The 17,198-nt window shown below is 71.5% G+C and carries 14 protein-coding genes; 5 read left to right on the top strand and 9 right to left on the bottom strand.

The genetic code is table 11. The annotated features are described in order from the left end of the window. Positions 1-1,120 (bottom strand): murein hydrolase activator EnvC family protein (locus tag IR155_RS11255; protein WP_135114920.1); only part of this gene is annotated, 1,120 nt, incomplete at its 3' end. A 132-nt stretch (positions 1,121-1,252) separates the two neighbouring features. Between IR155_RS11255 and IR155_RS11260 the strand changes: the two genes are divergently transcribed. Beyond that, on the top strand, positions 1,253-1,723 hold the full coding sequence (locus IR155_RS11260) for a VOC family protein (RefSeq protein WP_167760769.1): 471 nt from the start codon (positions 1,253-1,255) through the stop codon (positions 1,721-1,723). A gap of 71 nt (positions 1,724-1,794) precedes the next feature. On the opposite strand, the gene IR155_RS11265 is transcribed toward IR155_RS11260, so the two are convergent. The 3 genes from IR155_RS11265 to IR155_RS11275 all read right to left on the bottom strand — a co-directional run bounded on the left by IR155_RS11265 (position 1,795) and on the right by IR155_RS11275 (position 5,433). After that, complete coding sequence (locus tag IR155_RS11265) at positions 1,795-3,063, bottom strand: glycoside hydrolase family 6 protein (protein ID WP_135114921.1); 1,269 nt, start codon at positions 3,061-3,063, stop codon at positions 1,795-1,797. A gap of 154 nt (positions 3,064-3,217) precedes the next feature. Further along, on the bottom strand, positions 3,218-4,561 hold the full coding sequence (locus IR155_RS11270; protein WP_135114922.1) for an MATE family efflux transporter: 1,344 nt from the start codon (positions 4,559-4,561) through the stop codon (positions 3,218-3,220). Between the two features lie 197 nt (positions 4,562-4,758). Beyond that, positions 4,759-5,433 (bottom strand): nucleoside/nucleotide kinase family protein, encoded by a 675-nt coding sequence (locus tag IR155_RS11275; RefSeq protein ID WP_233441186.1) that lies wholly within the window; start codon positions 5,431-5,433, stop codon positions 4,759-4,761. A 45-nt stretch (positions 5,434-5,478) separates the two neighbouring features. Between IR155_RS11275 and IR155_RS11280 the strand changes: the two genes are divergently transcribed. After that, on the top strand, positions 5,479-5,901 hold the full coding sequence (locus IR155_RS11280; RefSeq protein WP_135114923.1) for a GNAT family N-acetyltransferase: 423 nt from the start codon (positions 5,479-5,481) through the stop codon (positions 5,899-5,901). Positions 5,902-6,030: 129 nt separating this feature from the next. Further along, positions 6,031-8,010, top strand: coding sequence for a M13 family metallopeptidase (locus IR155_RS11285; protein WP_135114924.1), 1,980 nt, complete (start codon positions 6,031-6,033; stop codon positions 8,008-8,010). Between the two features lie 87 nt (positions 8,011-8,097). Here IR155_RS11285 and IR155_RS11290 read toward each other — a convergent pair whose 3' ends face one another. Further along, entirely contained in the window at positions 8,098-8,691 is a 594-nt protein-coding gene (locus tag IR155_RS11290; protein WP_135114925.1) for a hypothetical protein, read from the bottom strand. Between the two features lie 190 nt (positions 8,692-8,881). Between IR155_RS11290 and IR155_RS16265 the strand changes: the two genes are divergently transcribed. Together IR155_RS16265 and IR155_RS11300 are read left to right on the top strand one after the other, a co-directional pair. Next, positions 8,882-12,046, top strand: a complete 3,165-nt coding sequence (locus tag IR155_RS16265) for a DEAD/DEAH box helicase (RefSeq protein ID WP_135114926.1) — start codon at positions 8,882-8,884, stop codon at positions 12,044-12,046. A 152-nt stretch (positions 12,047-12,198) separates the two neighbouring features. Next, positions 12,199-13,113 carry a serine hydrolase gene (locus tag IR155_RS11300; protein WP_233441187.1) on the top strand — a complete coding sequence of 305 codons (915 nt, stop codon included), beginning with the start codon at positions 12,199-12,201 and terminating at the stop codon, positions 13,111-13,113. 109 nt (positions 13,114-13,222) lie between these two features. Here the strand turns inward: IR155_RS11300 and IR155_RS11305 are convergent, their stop codons facing one another. From IR155_RS11305 to IR155_RS11320, 4 genes are all read right to left on the bottom strand, one after another. Continuing rightward, positions 13,223-13,831, bottom strand: a complete 609-nt coding sequence (locus IR155_RS11305; RefSeq protein ID WP_135114927.1) for a PadR family transcriptional regulator — start codon at positions 13,829-13,831, stop codon at positions 13,223-13,225. Positions 13,832-13,951: 120 nt separating this feature from the next. Then, on the bottom strand, positions 13,952-15,361 hold the full coding sequence (gene ligM / locus IR155_RS11310) for a vanillate/3-O-methylgallate O-demethylase (protein WP_135114928.1): 1,410 nt from the start codon (positions 15,359-15,361) through the stop codon (positions 13,952-13,954). 80 nt (positions 15,362-15,441) lie between these two features. Then, a complete protein-coding gene (purU, locus tag IR155_RS11315; protein ID WP_135114929.1) occupies positions 15,442-16,317 on the bottom strand; it encodes a formyltetrahydrofolate deformylase in 876 nt (291 codons plus the stop codon). Then, positions 16,314-17,120 carry a methylenetetrahydrofolate reductase gene (locus tag IR155_RS11320; RefSeq protein WP_135114946.1) on the bottom strand — a complete coding sequence of 269 codons (807 nt, stop codon included), beginning with the start codon at positions 17,118-17,120 and terminating at the stop codon, positions 16,314-16,316. The genes purU and IR155_RS11320 overlap by 4 nt, the downstream gene beginning before the upstream one ends. Positions 17,121-17,198: the final 78 nt, after the last annotated feature.

The raw sequence follows: 17,198 nt of genomic DNA on the forward strand, positions 1-17,198 counted from the left end.
GGCTGGTGCTCGGCGTGGGCGTGCCCGTCGGGGTGCCGCTCGGAGTCGGCGTCGGGGTCGGTGTTCCGGTGGGCGTGCCGGTCGGGCTGGGCGTCGGCGTCCCGCTGGGAGTGCCGGTCGGGCTGGGCGTCGGCGTGCCGGTGGGAGTGCCGGACGGGCTCGGCGTGGGCGTGCCGCTCGGCGTGGGGTCTTCGGGCAGCGCGGCCGGCTGGCCGGGTGCCGGCACGTCCTTGGGCGTCCAGCCCTTGATGTCCGGGCGCTTCGAGCTGCCGCCGAGGTACCCCAGGGGGTCGACCGGGACACCTCCCACGCGCACCTCGAAGTGAAGGTGGGGGCCGAAGCTGCGGCCGGTGTTGCCCACGAGGCCGATCGGCGTGCCGGTCTCGACCCAGTCGCCCGCATCGACCACGCGGCTGCCGTGCACCATGTGCCCGTAGAGCGTGACCATGCCGTCGACGTGAAGGATCATCACCGCGACGCCGTAGCCGAAGTAGCCCTCGCTCGACAGGATGACGATTCCCGGCGCGGCCGCCCCGATCGGCGTGCCGGAGGCCGCGGCGATGTCGAGGCCCATGTGACGCCCGCCGCGCGCGCCGAAGACATCCGTGATCGATCCACCGCCGCTGACGGGCCAGGCGAGCTGCCCGACCTGCGAGAGGTCGAGGTCCTCGGCGAAGCCCGTGAGATCCACCGGGATGCCCGCGGCGATCGCCGCGCGCACGAGCTTGAGGCGGGCCTCGCGGCGCGCCTCGGCGAGCTCCTCGGGCGTCGTCGCCTCGTACGCGCTCGGCGCGACGAGCGAGGCGGCCGCCTTCACCTCGGCCGCGAGATCGGCGGTCTCCTCGGGGAGGCCCTCGCCGACGAAGCGCGGCAGACCGACATCCGGGGCGCCGAAACCGGTCTGCTCCTCGTCGGAGCCGCCCGCCATGGCCGGCTCGGCGACGATCGAGACCGGCGCCGCGGTCTGCTCCGCGGGGGTGGGGAAGGCGGCTCCGGTGGCGGCGACGGACAGGCCGAGAAGCGCCAGGACCGCTGTCGATCGTCCCGCGCGTACAGCGAAGACGTGACGCGGATGCGGCGTCACGGGATGCTGAACGGGCTTGGCGATCGGTGCATGCATATGGAGTCCCCCGACCCATCGTGCGCGTGAAACCCTGCGGAGGGAACCCCTGGGGCAGATTTTCCCGCTGGCCGGGGGTATCGACGCACCCCCGCGCCGGGCGTAACGTGACGCGCGACGAGGAGGTCAGACATGATCAGCGCACCGCTCATCCGCCCGTTCCTCTGGTTCGACGGCAACGCCCGCGAAGCGATGGAGTACTACTGCGAGGTGTTCCCCGAGAGCCGGATCGACCGCGTCGACGAGTACCCGGATGAGAGTCTCGACAGCCACTTCGAGGGGATGTCGGGGAAGGTCATCAACGGGGAGTTCACCCTCGGCGGGGTGAAGTTCGGCTGCCTCGACGGCGGTCCCCTGTTCACCTTCAACGAGTCGATCTCGTTCGTCGTCGCCTGCCGGGACCAGGCGGAGATCGACTACTACTGGGATCGCCTGTCGGCCGTGCCCGAGTCGGAGCAGTGCGGCTGGTGCAAGGACCGTTTCGGCGTCAGCTGGCAGATCGTTCCCGCCGAGATGGATGCCCTCATGGAGACGCCCGAGCAGGTGCAGGCGATGATGCGCATGAAGAAGATCGACATCGCCGAGCTGCGCTCGCTTGCCTGACGGCCTTCGCGCATCCGCCCGCCGTCCGCTCAACGGCCGGGGTTGCCGGCCGTTGAGCGGAGCGGATGGGGTCAGCCGACGGCAGGCACCGCGTTCTCGATGAGCTCGCGCGCCATGTCGGGGAACCAGCCGCCGGCGCGCGGGGCGACGACGCCGCGTGCCGGGTCCTCGGGGCCGGCGGTGCCGCGCAGGCACTCGCCGTCCGACTCGCCGGGCACCTTGATCCACAGGTAGGCGTCGATCAGCTCGTCGCCGGTGTCGGTCGTGGGATGCAGGCCCAGGCCGCGGTCGAGCGGGTTGCACCAGTCCTCGTAGTCGGTCGCGACCTCCCACGGGCCCTGGCCGTTGCGGCTCGTGTCGAGCACGAAGTGCGTCGTCGGCTCGACGTCGCCCAGCTGCGAGGCGTAGCGCGAGTCGACGCCCGACGTGTCGAGGGCCGGATCGGGGTTGCCCGCGCTCCACTCGCCGTAGTTGTCCATCGCGACCCCCGACCAGTTGTTCGCCGGCCCGCCGTTCCAGTACTGGCTGCCGCAGTCGGCGAATGCCCCGTCGAGCTCGGTGACGAGCGTGATGCAGGACGAGATCCAGTGGCCGTACGCGGTGAGGTTCGCCGTGAAGTGGTAGTTCGAGGCGTTCAGGAAGAACCCGTCGGCCTTCTCCACGCCGGCCTTGATCAGCCGGTCGCTGATGTCGCCGACGTTCAGCCATCCGCTGTGCGTGCCGTCGAGGTAGACCGCCGTGTTCGGCAGGGCGGCGAGGGTGTCGACGGCGTGGTTCAGCATGGCGAAGCGCTCGCTCGCGGCCGTCGCGGCATCCGCCTCGGCCGGCTGGCACCACTCCTGGGTGCCCTCCACGGAGGTGTAGTGGGGGATGATGCCGAGCCCGTCGGGCTCGAGGATGACGACCGCGTCCTTGTTGCCGATCCCCTTCGCGAAGCCGTCGATCCAGGCGGTGTACTCCGCGAGGGTCGTGGCGCCGCCGGAGGAGTACTGCGCGCAGTCGCGGAACGGGACGTTGTAGGCGACGAGCACCGGAACCTCATCGGCCGCGTGCGCACGCACCACCGCCTGCTTCACGTCCTGCTTGACGGTGATCGGGGTTCCGGCCGTGAACCACGTCGCGGTGGGGAACTGGGCGAGGTACTCGGCGTCCTCCCGCGCCTGCCCGGTGAGGCTCTCGGCGGCCTCGAGGCTCGTGCTGTCGGGGTTCGTCCAGAGCGTCGCGCTCGGATCGAGGACGTCGTTCGCGGCGAAGGCCGGCGAGCCGCCGGCGAGGGAGGCGAGGACGAGCGCAGCGGCGGTGACCGCTCCCGCTCGCCTCGTCGTCGAGGCGTGGGGCATGTGCTTCTCCTGTGGCGGGGCCGTCGCATCGACGATGAGGCGACGGCGGTGTCGGATGTCGATTCGCCGTCGTGGGAGCGCTCCCACGATCGGCCCTCTCCACGCTGGCCTCCGCCGCGCCAGAAGTCAAGGGGAAGGAGCCGCGCGGGCCCGATCAGGACGGGCGCGCCGCGGTGCGGTCGCCCGTGGTCATCCAGCGGCTGCCGCGCACGCGGGCCCCGAGACCCACGGCCCGCGCGAGCATCAGCACGCCGAAGAAGCCGACCGTGAGCCACGCGAGCCCGGCGGCGCCCGTCGGCTCGAGCGATGCGATCAGCCACAGCGCCGGCAGGAACGGCACGAGGTTCGCCACGCCCACGATCGCGAGGAAGCGCGCGTCGCCGGCGCCCATCAGCACCCCGTCGAGGACGTAGACGATGCCCGCGAGCGGCTGGCCGATCGCCATCAGGATCAGGGCGGGCTGGATGAGCGCCGCCAGCGCGGGATCGCCGGTGAACGCCAGCCCGAGCACACCGGAGAGGGCGGCGATCACGATGCCGATGGCGACGCCGAACCATCCGCCCCACGCGAGGGTGCGGCGCAGGACGAAGCGCACCGCATCCGGATCCCCCGCACCGAGGTGCTTTCCGATCAGCGCCTGCGCCGCGATCGCGAGCGCGTCGAGCGCGTAGGCGGCGGTCGAGGCGATCGTGAAGACCACCTGCCATCCGGCGAGTTCGCGGGTGCCGAGGCCGGTCGCGACGGCCACGGTCAGCAGCAGCGCGAGGCGCAGGCTCACCGTGCGCACGAACAGCCAGCCGCCGGCGAGGGCCGAGCCGTGGATGCCGTCGCGCTGGGGCCGCAAGCGGGCGTCGTGGCGCCGCGCGAGGCGGCCGACCACGACGGCGTACGCGGCGACCATCCCCCATTGGGCGACGACCGTTCCCACCGCCGACCCGGCGATGCCCCATCCGAAGCCGTAGATGAACAGCGCGTTGAGCACGGCGTTCGAGAGGAAGCCGAGTCCCGCGATCCACAGCGGCACGACCGTGTCCTGCAGCCCGCGCAGCAGCCCGGTCGCCGCGAAGACGATGAGCATCGCGGGGAGGCCCCACATCGAGATGCCGAGGTAGATCGTCGCCTGGGCCGCGACCTCGGGGGCCGGTCCGAACGCTGCGACGAGGGCCGGGGTCGCGAGGTACCCGGCGACGGCGAGCACGGCGCCGAGCCCCAGCGCGAGCCACATCCCGTCGATGCCGACCGACACGGCTCCGCGGATGTCGCCCGCGCCGAACCGGCGCGCGACGCCCGGCGTGGTCGCATACGCGAGGAAGACCATCAGCCCGACGATCGTGCTCAGCACCGCCGACGCGATCCCCAGCCCCGCCAGCGGCTCGATGCCCAGGTGCCCGACGAGCGCCGCGTCGACCATCAGGAACAGCGGCTCGGCCACGAGCGACCCCAGCGCCGGCACCGCCAGGCGCAGGATGTCGCGGTTGAGCGTGCGCGTCCGGGTCACGACTCGAGGCTAGTGCGGGCCTCCGACGCCGTCGGGTCGGGTAGGTCGGCGCGCTCGGATGAGTGCCGGCGTCGCGGCGGTGGGTGGGTCGCGCGGGCGGGCCCGAGGTCACATCCCGCCCGGCGGCGCGACATCCTGCACGCGAGGGCGCATGCTTCGGGGTGTCCGGTCGCGGACAGGATGTGCACTGGGCGCGGTCAGCGGCGGGCGAGCAGCGGATGTGCTGGATCGGCGTTGTCGATCACGATGCTCGCGCGCGTGCGCGGATCCTGCTCGGCGAGGTAGAGATCGCAGGCAGCCATGTAGCGCGCGTCGTAAACGAGGCGAGCGGCGTCGAGGCCTCCGAGCGACGCGGCGTCGCGACGCGCACCGCGCTCGAGGGCCCGCTCACGGGGCGCGTCGAGGAAGATCACCTCGTCCCAGCACTCGCGCAGTTCGTCGCGCTGCAGGAAGGTGGCGTCGAACACGACGATCGCGTCGGGCTCGGCCTCGGCGAAGCGGGGCTCGACCTCGTCGGTGGCCAGGTCGTGCACGTGCCAGGCGTAGCGCCGGCTGCCGCCGGGCCCGAGGGGCTCGAGCGTCAGGCGGCGCAGCGCGTCGAAGTCGTACGCGTCCTCGTAGTACCCGCGGGCAGACTCCCGCCCCTGTCGGTACCGGATGTGACGCACATGGTGGAAGCCGTCCGAGTCGAGCCGGAGGACCGCGCGCCCGGTGCTCGCGAGCTGCGCGGCGAGCTCGTTCGCGAAGGTCGTCTTCCCGGCCCCGCACACGCCGTCGATCCCGACTCGCAGCGGGTGTCCCGGATCCTGCTCGGCCAGCCGTGCGCTCACGGCATCCAGCACCTGCCCGCGCTGCGTCGTCGTCTCGATCACCTCGACACGCTACGCGCACCGCGCATCCTGCGCTTGGATTGACGGATGACCTGGACGCTGCGCCCGAGCACGCCCGCCGATGCCGGGTGGATCGCCGAGCTGCGCGCCGAGGTCATGCGCCCGGACCTCGAGCGGCTCGATCGGTTCGACCCCCTGCGCGTGCGCGAGCGGTTCCTGTCCGCGTTCGCCCCCGCCGCGACCCGCATCATCGTCGTGGGCGGCAGGGATGTCGGGTCGATCGCCCTCCGCGGCGCTGCCGACGGATGGTGGATCGAGCACTTCTACCTGCGCCCCGACCTTCAGGGCCGCGGGATCGGGTCGGCCGTGTTCGCCGCGGTGCTCGGCGAGTGCGAAGGACCGGTGCGGCTCAACGTGCTGCAGGGCAGCCCAGCCCGCCGGCTCTACGAGCGGCACGGCTTCCGCCTCGAGACGGAGGACCCGGTCGACGTGTTCCTCGTCCGCGGCTGAGGCTTCCGCGCGCCGAGCGCCCGTTGCAGAACCCCTCGAGGGTGTGCAGGTACGGGATGGATGTGCGCCCACGGCGAACGAGGCGCCGTCGCCGCATGCGCGTCGGCGCCCGGTGCTTAGGGTGGAGCCATGACCGACGCCGCGCCCACGACCGCCCTCCGCTCCGGCATCGCCATCGAGGAGCTGAGCTCCGAGATCCGGCCGCAGGACGACCTCTACCGTCACGTCAACGGCGCGTGGATCGAGCGCACCGAGATCCCCGGCGACAAGGCCCGCTGGGGGTCGTTCCACCTGCTCGCCGAGCAGGCCGAGAAGCACGTGCACGCGATCATCGAGGACTCGCAGCAGGCCGAGCCCGGCACCGATGCCCGCAAGGTGGGCGACGCGTACGCGAGCTTCATGGACGAGGAGCGGATCGCGCAGCTCGGCACCGCTCCGCTCGAGGGCCAGCTCGCGCAGGCCGACGCCGTGACCGACGTCGCCACGTTCCTCGGGACGGTCGGCGCGCTCGACCGTCAGGGCGTCGCGAACCCCATCGGCGTGTTCGTCGAGCCCGACCCGGGAAACCCCACGCGGTACGTCCCCTTCCTCGTCCAGTCGGGCATCTCCCTGCCGGATGAGAGCTACTACCGGCTCGACAACTTCGCCGGCACGCGCGCGACGTTCCGCGAGCACGTCGAGAAGATGCTCGACCTCGCCGGGATCCCGGATGCGGCAGGGCAGGCGGATCGCGTCGTCGCTCTCGAGACGGAGATCGCCTCGCACCACTGGGACAACGTGCGCAGCCGCGATGCGGTCGCGACCTACAACCTGACGTCGTGGGACGAGGTGCAGAAGCTCATCGGCCTCGACCTCACCCCGTGGCTCGAGGGCGTCGCCCCGGGGAACCCGGCGGCGTTCGCCGAGGTGGTGGCCTACCAGCCGTCGTTCCTCGAGGGCCTCGGCACGCTGCTGACCGAGGAGCGGATCGAGGACTGGAAGGCGTGGCTCCGGTTCAAGATCGTGCGCGCGGCCGCCCCCTACCTCCCCGAGCCGTTCGTGCAGGAGAACTTCGCGTTCAACGGCACCGAGCTGACGGGCGTGCCCGAGATCCGCGAGCGCTGGAAGCGCGGCGTCGCCCTCGCCGAGGGCGCCCTCGGCGAGGCCGTCGGCAAGGTCTACGTCGACCGTCACTTCCCGCCGACCGCGAAGGCGGCGATGGATGAGCTGGTCGCGAACCTCATCGAGGCGTACCGCCAGAGCATCACGAAGCTCGAGTGGATGGGCACCGAGACGCGCGAGCGCGCGCTGAAAAAGCTCGACTCGTTCGTCCCCAAGATCGGCTACCCCGTGAAGTGGAAGGACTACTCCGAGCTCGAGATCGACGCCACGGACCTTCTCGGCAACGTGCACCGTGCGAGCGCCTTCGAGCACGACCGCCAGATCGGCAAGGTCGGCAAGCCCATCGACCGCGACGAGTGGTTCATGACGCCGCAGACCGTGAACGCCTACTACAACCCGCTCATGAACGAGATCGTGTTCCCCGCCGCGATCCTGCAGTACCCCTTCTTCGACCCGGAGCGCGACGACGCCGCGAACTACGGCGGCATCGGTGCCGTGATAGGGCACGAGATCGGCCACGGCTTCGACGACCAGGGGTCGCGCTACGACGATCAGGGCGCCCTCAACGACTGGTGGACCGAGGCGGATCGCGCCGCGTTCGAGGAGCGCACGAAGGCACTCATCGCGCAGTACGACGCGCTCACGCCGGTCGGTCTCGACGACTCGCACAAGGTCAACGGCGCGCTCACGATCGGTGAGAACATCGGCGACCTCGGCGGGCTCGGCATCGCGCTGAAGGCCTATGAGCTCTCGCTCGATGGGGCCGAGGCGCCTGTGATCGACGGCTACACGGGCGTGCAGCGCCTGCTGCTGTCGTGGGCGCAGGTGTGGCAGCAGAAGGGCCGCGACGCCGAGACCATCCGCCTGCTGACGATCGACCCGCACTCGCCGAACGAGTTCCGCTGCAACCAGATCGTCCGCAACATCGACGCGTTCTACGAGGCGTTCGACGTCACGGAGCAGGATGCGCTGTGGCTGCCGGAGGACCAGCGCGTCACCATCTGGTGAGGCGAGGCCGCCGGGCAGTGGGGCCGTTTCGACTGGTCGCTTCGCTCCTCGCTCAACGAGCGAGTGAAGCGCACCGGGTCGTGAACCTCAGACGCTGAGCAGGCGGCGGATGCCGCGCACCGAGACCGGGCGGAAGCCCGTGGAGCGCAGGTGCGCAACGATCCCGGGCTCGCGCCGGGCGAGCATCATCCCCCGGCGGATCAGGAACGGCACGGGCTTGCGGTGCTCGCGCACGTCGCGCACGAAGCGGAGCACCATGGTGATCCATCGCGAGCGGTTCACGCTCACGGCGTCCGCCAGGATGCCGCGGCGCCGTGCCTGCTCGACGACCTCGGCGACGAACACGCCCTCCGCGACGAAGCGGCGGTGCGCGCCGAGCTCCAGCGTGCGCACGCCGACCGGGCCGTTGGCGGCGATGTCGTAGATCGGCACCTCGGTGCGCCCCGTGCGGGCGAGCTCGTCCAGCGCGGCGAGGGCACGGTCCTGGTGCCACGATCCGGGGTGGTCCCAGTCGACCTGTCCCGAGCTCAGCCGGGGGAGGGCCGGGTCGTCGCCCGAGCGGTAGAAGTCGTCGAGGCGCAGCAGCGGCAGACCCGACTGCTCGGCGAGCCGCGACTTGCCGCATCCGCTGGCTCCGCCGATGAGGATCACCTTGGCGAGCGGGGGCACATTCGACGGCACGGGAGACGATTCTGCCGCAGGGATGCTGGAGAGTTGCCGTCATCCGCGCGCGAGGTTCGTCGCTTCGGCTCGCTTCGCTCGCTCAGCAACCGGTTGTGGTCTCCGTCACCCGTTTATCGAGCGAGCGGAGCGAGTCGAGATGACCACCCCCGGGGGCGCCCGTGTCCGATGCCGCGCCTAGGCTCGAGGGGTGCCGTTCGAGCTGAGCCCTGCGGACCTTCCGCGGATCCTGCCGGCGTGGATGGTGCAGCACGGCGCCCATCTCGCCGAGCAGGGGGTCGCGCGCATCGTCGAGCGATACGACCTCGGCGGCACCACCTCGTACGAGGGGCGCGTGGGGCGCTGGACGATCTACGTCGACCTGAGCGAGCGCGAGGGCGTGAGCGTCGACTGCGACGAGTGCGGCAAGGACGGCTGCGTGCACGCGGCGGCCATCCTGCACCTCATCGCCCACGGGGCGACGTCCGCCACGGGCCTGCGGCCGCCATCGGGGCTCGTCGAGCCGTGGCGACGCGCGCTCGAGCGCGCGCTCGATGACCCCGGCGTCGCCGAGCCGACCGACGTCGCCCTGCTGATCGGGCTCGATCGGGACGGCGTGCAGATCCGGCCGGGACTGCGCGGAACGCGGGGCACGTGGATCCGCACCGGCATCGGCTGGCGGGACCTCGACGGCAAGGGGATCACCGCCGAGCAGCGTCGTGCGCTCGGCGAGCTCGAGGCGCTGCACGAGGCGCGCGAGCACTTCCCCGGCTCGACCCGGCCGGTGTACCGCAGCCGGTGGGGCTCGTACGACCGGGCGCCGCAGTGGATCCGGCTGGACGAGCTCCCCAGCCGCGGGCTGTGGGGAGTGCTCGCCGACCTCCGAGACGCGGGCGTCCACCTCGTCGCCGACACCAAGGCGCAGTCGCCCGTCGCGCTGCGTGCGGAGCCGGCCGCCCATCACCTCTCGCTCGATCGCCGCGACGGCGCGCTCCACGTGCGCCCGGTGATCGACCTGCAGACGGAGGACGACGTCCGGATCCTGCCCGTCGGCGTCCCCGTCGCGGCGCTCGCGATCGCGGACGACGACGGCGTGCGGGAGCTCGTGCCGCTGCGCGAGCCGCTCGCCGACGCGTTCACGCGGCTGATGCAGGGCGAGGCGTTCACCATCCCCGACGAGGCGGTCGCCGACTTCGAGCGCGACTACCTGCCGAAGCTGCGCCGCGTCGCCCCGCTGCGATCCGAGGCGGGCACGTACGACATCCCGGCCCCGGCGCGGCCGACGCTCGTCCTGACCCTCGCGCAGGCGGAGGCGCGCGCGACGCTCTCCTGGCGGTGGGAGTATCCGGATGCGTCGGGCCTGCGGCTTCCCGCCGAGGAGCGCGCGATCGGCGACGCCGTCGAGGCCGCCGCGGGCGAGCGGCGCGAGTTGCTCGGTGCGCGTCAGGGCACCGGATTCGGCGCGGCGATGCTGACGAAGGACGAGACGGTCGAGTTCCGCACGGGCGTGCTGCCGGCCCTGCGCGGCGTCGACGGGGTGCGCGTCGACGAGACCGACGAGCAGCCCGAGTACCGGTTCGCGGCCGATCCGCCCGTCGTCCACGTGTCGACCGCGCCGCACGGGAACGACTGGTTCGACCTCGAGGTGAGCGTCGACGTCGGCGGCGAGGCGGTGCCGCTCGGGATGCTGCTGACCGCGCTCGTCGCTCGCGACCGCTACGTCGTGCTGCCGAGCGGCACGGTCTTCACGCTCAACGCGACCCAGTTCGATCCACTGCGCGAGCTGCTCGAGGAGGCGCGGTCGCTGCAGGATCGCCCGACCGGCCCGCTGCGGATCAGCCGGTGGCAGACCGACCTGTGGGAGGAGCTCGTCGGGATCGGGCTCGTCCAGGCGCAGGCGAACGACTGGCTCGACCGCCTGCGGGGTCTGACCGAGGCCGATCGGCTGGAGCCGGTCGAGGTGCCCCCGGGCTTCCGGGCGCAGCTGCGCGACTACCAGAAGGCCGGCCTCGCGTGGCTCGACTTCCTGCGGCGGCACCGCCTGGGCGGGATCCTCGCCGACGACATGGGCCTCGGCAAGACCGTGCAGGTGCTGGCGGCTCTGGAGCGTGCCCGGCAGGAGGATCCGTCGGGCCGCTATCTCGTCGTCGCGCCGACGAGCGTCGTGTCGAACTGGGTGTCGGAGGCCGCGCGCTTCGCCCCCGCGCTCCCGACGGTCGGCATGGACGAGACCAGCGGCAAGCGGGGAACCGCGCTCGCGGAGGCAGTCGGCGACGCCCGCCTCGTCGTCACCAGCTATGCGCTGTTCCGCCTCGACTTCGACGAGTACCAGGCGATGGGATTCACGGTGCTCGTGCTCGACGAGGCGCAGCAGATCAAGAACCACCGCGCCCAGACCCACCGCTGCGCGCGCGTGATGGACGTGCCGAGCAAGTTCGCGATCACCGGCACCCCGCTCGAGAACAACCTGCTCGAGCTGTGGGCGCTCGCCTCGCTCGTGGCCCCCGGGCTGCTGGGCGGGGAGCGGTCGTTCACCGACCAGTACCGCAAGCCCATCGAGCGCGAGCGCAACGGCGAGCGGCTGCATCGCCTGCGCCGCCGCCTGCGGCCGTTCATGCTGCGCCGCACGAAGGAGGAGGTCGCCTCCGACCTTCCCGAGAAGACCGAGCAGCTGCTCGAGGTCGAGCTGCATCCTGCGCACCGGCGCGCGTATGCGACGCGCCTGCAGCGCGAGCGGCAGAAGGTGCTGGGGCTCCTCGACGACGTCGAGGCGAACCGGATGGAGATCCTCCGCTCCCTGACGACGCTGCGGCTGCTCGCGTTGGATCCGGATCTCGTCGACGGCGCCGGATCGGCCCCCTCCGCCAAGCTCGAGAAGCTCGGCGAGCTGCTCGAGGAGATCGTCGGCGACGGGCACAGCGTGCTGGTGTTCAGCCAGTTCACGCAGTTCCTCGGCCGCGCGGCGGCGGTCGCCGACGCGCGAGGGATCCCGTACGCGTACCTCGACGGATCCGTCTCGATGAGCGCCCGGAAGCGGATGATCGAGCGGTTCACCGGGGGAGACGTGCCGGTGTTCTTCATCTCGCTCAAGGCCGGCGGCTTCGGCCTCAACCTCACCCAGGCCGACTACTGCATCCTGCTCGACCCCTGGTGGAACCCCGCCGCCGAGGCGCAGGCGACCGACCGCGCGCACCGGATCGGGCAGACGCGTCCGGTCGTCGTCTACCGCCTCATCTCGAAGGGCACGATCGAGTCGAAGGTCGTCGCGATGCAGGAGAAGAAGTCGCGGCTGTTCCGCGACGTGCTGGCGGGAGACGACCCGTCGTCCGTCGGCGCGCTGAGCGCCACCGACTTCCGCGGGCTGATCGAGGGCTGAGGGCGAATCTTCACCGGATCGACGCCTTCGCTCGTTCGTCGGCGCCTCCGTGAAGGCGCACAATGGACGACGGGAGAGGGACTCGGAGGGCGGATCGAAGGGTCGACGTGGGATCAGATCCCCGGAGCGAGCGCCGTGCGGAGGGCGCCGAAGTGCGGCGCACTGATCACGCGGAGCGCGCCGAAGCGATGAACGCGCCGCAGGCGACGCGGCGTGGAACGCGCCGTGGGCGCGGAAGGCAGACGAGGGACTTCCGTGCGACGACGAGCGCCCTCGAGGGCCTGTCGCTTGCCGGCGCCAGCGTGGCCGTCCACGTGACCGACCTCGACCGCGGCGACGTCGTGCTCGCCGGCGATGACCACCTGCCCCTGCCGATCGGCGGGCTCGGGGTCGTGCCGCTGCTGATCGAGACCGCGGCGCGCATCGACGCGGGCACGCTCGATCCCCACGCCCTCGCCGAACGCGAGGCGGGGACCCTCGCGCCCACGGGCGTGTGGCGCTCGATGGCCGTGCCGACTCTGCCGATCGTGGATCTCGCGGTGCTCGCGGCGGCCGCGGGAGACGCCGCGGCGACGAACGCGCTGCTCGCGCAGGTCGGCCACGAGAACGTGACGCGCCGGATCGTCGACCTCGGGATGCCCAGGTCGGCGCTGCTCGACGGCTTCCGCTGCGAGCGGGGGCCCGATGACGCCCCGTACATCGCGCTCGGCACCGCGCGCGAGTTCGCCGAGCTGTTCGCGTCCCTCGCCGCGGGCACCGCGGTCGGCCCGGCAGTGAGCGAGCGCGTCGTCGGATGGCTCAGCCCCGTCACGGACGCCGGGCTCGTCGCCGCCGCTGTGGGCGGCGACCCGTTCTCGCACGAGCCCGACGGCCACGGCCTCGTCCACTTCGCGAAGACCGGACGCGAGCGCGGGGTCCGCGCGGATGCGGGCGTGCTCGCGGGACGCCGGGGCGCCTTCGCGTATGCGCTGATCGTCGCGTTCGACGACCTCTCGCTGCTTCACCGGCACCGCGTGCACCAGGCGTTCCACGCGCTCGGCGGCGACCTCCTCGAGTACGCGACCTGACGCGACCGGATCCGGCGCGAGCGCACATCCAGCGCGCGGCGGCGCATCCTCAGGGAGGTGGTCTGACCGCGGGGATGGGCGGTCGGCCCGGATGATGTGACGCGGGCGGCTACGCGTGACCGGCGACCGTGTCCTCGGGGCCGTAGAGGTCGTCGACAAGGGCGAGGCCCCGCTCGGCCCACGCGATCTCCGCACGCGCGCGGTCCACCAGGCCCTCGTAGCCGAAGCGCTTGAAGGCGACCGTGCGGTCGTGGTCGCGCGGGTGGGTCGCCGCGAGACGACGCTGCAGCATCGGGTTCGCGCGGGCGTCGATGCGCTCGAGCTCGGCCTCCCACTGCTCGAGCTCGCCGCGCCAGTGCCGGATGTGATCCGCGAGGAACGCCCGGGCCGCCTCGGGAGACGCCGACTCGAGGTACGCGGCCTTCAGGTTCGCGGGTTCGCGCGCCCTCGCGTAGCTCAGCGGCCCCTCCATCCAGGCCGCGTACGCCTGGTCGCCCTCGTCGGTGAGGTGGTAGACGCGGCGGGTGCCGCGCTCGCCGCGGGGCTGGTCCTCGCCGACCACGAGCCCCTCGCTCTCCATCTTGCGCAGCTCGGGGTAGATCTGGCTGTCGGGCGCGTGCCACAGGTGCCCGACAGAGACCTGGAACTGCTTCTGCAGGTCGTAGCCCGACAGCGGGCCCACGCGCAGCAGGGCCATGAGCGCGTAGCGAAGACTCATCCCGCCGCGCTCCGTTCGCTCGGTGCACTCATCCGGTCATCCCCTCGGTCTGATCCACTTCTATCGGACGAGGGGCCCGGGACACCAACTTCCCGGACCCCTCGCGTCACATCCGCCCGCTCAGCCCGTGTAGCCGGTGCGCCATCCGCCGTGGTACTCCTGGCGCGCCACGGTCGAGTACGGCACCGGGCTGACGACGACGCGCACCTCGAACTGCTCGTGCGGCTCGACCGAGGCCTTGCTCGACCCGCCGTCGGGCTCGCCCCACACGACCTTCAGCTCGGTGCCCTCCGGCACATCCGCGTCGACCGTGCCGAGCGACAGGCCGCGCTTCTCGTTGGCGCTGTAGCCGGTGAACATCGAGAAGCCCACGACGGTGCCGTCGGCGTCGACGACCTTGTCGTAGTTCGCCGACCCGTAGTTCGCCAGCGGCAGGTCGAAGAACTTGTACTGCGGGCCGTCCACATCGAGCAGGGAGGTCCAGACCTTCCCCAGGTCCTCGGCGTTCCACGCGAGGGTGACCTTCTTGCGCTGCGTCGCCGGGTCGACCTTCTCGAGCGCGTCGCGGCCGATGAAGTCGTGATCGAACTTCACGAACGACCCGTATCCCAGCTCCCACGGGGTGAGCTCGTAGTCGGCGATGTCGTCCGAGACGAAGGATCCGGCCAGCGTGCCGGTCGCCTCGTAGCTGTCGGCGGGCAGCCACTCGCGATACGCGCGCTCGGCCTCGCCCGAGTAGATCGCGGGGAGCGGGGACGGGATCCATCCGGATTCGAGCGTGTTCGACGGGTAGGCCCGGGATCCGACCGGGACGAGGCCGAACTCGGCGCCCGCCTCGACGATGGCGTCGCGGATCTCGTGGTGATCGGCGTACGGGCCCCAGATCTCGAGACCGGGCGCCCCGGCCATTCCGTGACGCAGCGTGCGCACGGTCCTGCCGCCGATCTTCATGGTCGACATGTTGAAGAACTTCAGCTGCTCGAGCGGGCCGCCGTTGAGCTTCTCGATGACGTCCCACGCGCGGGGGCCCTGGATCTGGAAGCGGTAGTACTTCCGCGACACGGCGTCGCCGTACGGCCGCGAGGGCGAGCGGCGGTCGACCTCGATGTCGAGGTTCGCGTACCCTCCGGTCTCACCGTGGAACAGCAGCCAGTTCGCCGCCGGGGCGCGGCCGACGTACACGTACTCGTCCTCCGCCTCGCGGAACAGGATGCCGTCGCCGATGACGCCGCCCGTCGAGCTTGTCGGCACGTACTGCTTCGCCTTGTCGACCGGGAAGTTGGCGACCGAGTTGATCGCCGTGTCGCTGATCAGCCTGATCGCGTCGGATCCCTTCATGAACAGGTTGTCCATGTGGTGCGACTGGTCGTACAGGACGGCCGTCTCGCGCCAGGCGCGCTGCTCCTTGATCCAGTTCTGGAAGTCGGCCGGCACGACGGGGTAGATGTACGAGCCGATCTGGGAGTTGCGCAGCAGCTCGACGGCCGATCCCTTGGCGTCGAGCACTTCCTGCAGGTTCTTGTGTCCCACGGTATGAACCTCTCTGTCTGTGGTGGGTGGAGTGTCGCCCCGGTCGTTGAGCGGAGCGGAGTCGAAAGCGGGCCGTGGTGCTAGAACACGATCGTGTGGTTGCCCTGGCGGATGACGCGGTCCTCGGCGTGCCAGGCGACGGCGCGCGAGAGCACCGCGCGCTCGACGTCGGCGCCGCGGCGCTGCAGCTCCTCCGCCGTGTCGACGTGGGTGACGCGGACGACGTCCTGCTCGATGATCGGGCCCTCGTCCAGGTCCTCCGTGACGTAGTGCGCGGTGGCGCCGATGAGCTTGACGCCGCGCTCCTTCGCCTTGCGGTAGGGGCCCGCGCCGATGAAGGCGGGGAGGAACGAGTGGTGGATGTTGATCACCGGCACCCCGACCCGCTCGAGGAAGTCGCCCGAGATCACCTGCATGTACCGGGCGAGCACAACGAAGTCGACGTTGCCCTCCAGCAGCTTCAGGATCTGCGCCTCCGACTCGCTCTTGTCGGGCCCGGGCTGCGACGGCACGTGGAAGAACGGCACCCCGAACGTGCGGACGTCCTCGGCGGTGTTTGTGTGGTTCGAGATCACCATCGGCACCGTCACCGGCAGCTCGCCGCGGCGGTGGCGCCACAGCAGGTCGAGCAGGCAGTGGTCGCTCTTCGACGCCAGGATCGCCATCCGCTTGGGGACCGACTGATCCGTCAGCGTCCACTCGAGCCCGAACGGCCCGAGGGTCTGGGCGAGGTCCGCCTCGATCTCGGCCGTGGCGGCGACGAGATCCGGCCGGTGGAACACCACCCGCTGGAAGAAGTCGCCCTCGACCGGGTCGGACGAGTACTGGTCGAGCGAGACGATGTTTCCCCGGTTGCGCGTGACGAGGGCCGCGACCGCCGCGACGATCCCCGGCTGGTCGGGGCCGTGCACGATGAGGCAGGCGCGGTCGCGGAGCGCGGGATTGTGAAGGCTCACGACACCCTCCGCTGATAGTCGCGCGCCCACTCGGCCGTGGCGCGGAGGCCGCCGAACGCGTACATGTGGAGCTTCACATCGCCCGCGCGCGGGTCGGCGGCGAGCAGGTCGCCGAGTTCGGTGACGAAGGTGTCGGGGCCGGCGGTGCCGAGCAGGTTCGTCAGCGAGAAGCCGTACTTCTTCACGATCATCGCGTTGGCGCCGACGCCGAAGCGGCGCGCGAAGCTCAGCAGGCGCTTGATCCCCGCGGGGCCCGGGGTGCCGATCCGGATGGTCGCGTCGATCCCGCGGTTGCGGACGTCGCCGATCCAGGTGGTGACCGGATCGGTGTCGAACGCGAACTGGGTGAGGATCACCGCGCCGAGCCCCTGATCGCGCAGGGAGGTGGTCTTCTTCTCGAGGTGCTCCCACAGCACGTCGGTGGCGATGTCGGGGTGCCCCTCGGGATAGCCGGAGATCGACACCTCGCGCACGCCGTACGACTGGAGGACGCCGGAGCGTATCACGTCGTACGCGCTGTCGTAGGGGCCCTCGGGCGTGGCGGGGTCGCCGCCGACCGCGAAGACATGCTCGGTCGCGCCGACCTGCTGCAGGCGGTCGAGGAACTCCTCGAGCTGCGCCTGCGACGACAGCCGCCGGGCGGAGATGTGGGGGACCGGGATGAATCCCGCGTCGACGACGGCCTTGGCGGCGGCGACCCGCATCTCGAGATCCTCGTTGCCGAGGAACGTGACGTTCACGCGCGTGCCGGGAGGGATCACATCCTGCGCCTCGTGGAGGCCGGGGATGTCCTTGCCGGTCATCTCGAGCGAGTAGTCGGCGGCGAGCGTCGCCTGCGGCGAGGTGAGGGGTGCCACGGGATGCGTTCCTTCCGGTCGGCC

The sequence above is a fragment of the Microbacterium paludicola genome (assembly GCF_015235415.1).
Taxonomy (GTDB): Bacteria; Actinomycetota; Actinomycetes; order Actinomycetales; family Microbacteriaceae; genus Microbacterium; species Microbacterium paludicola.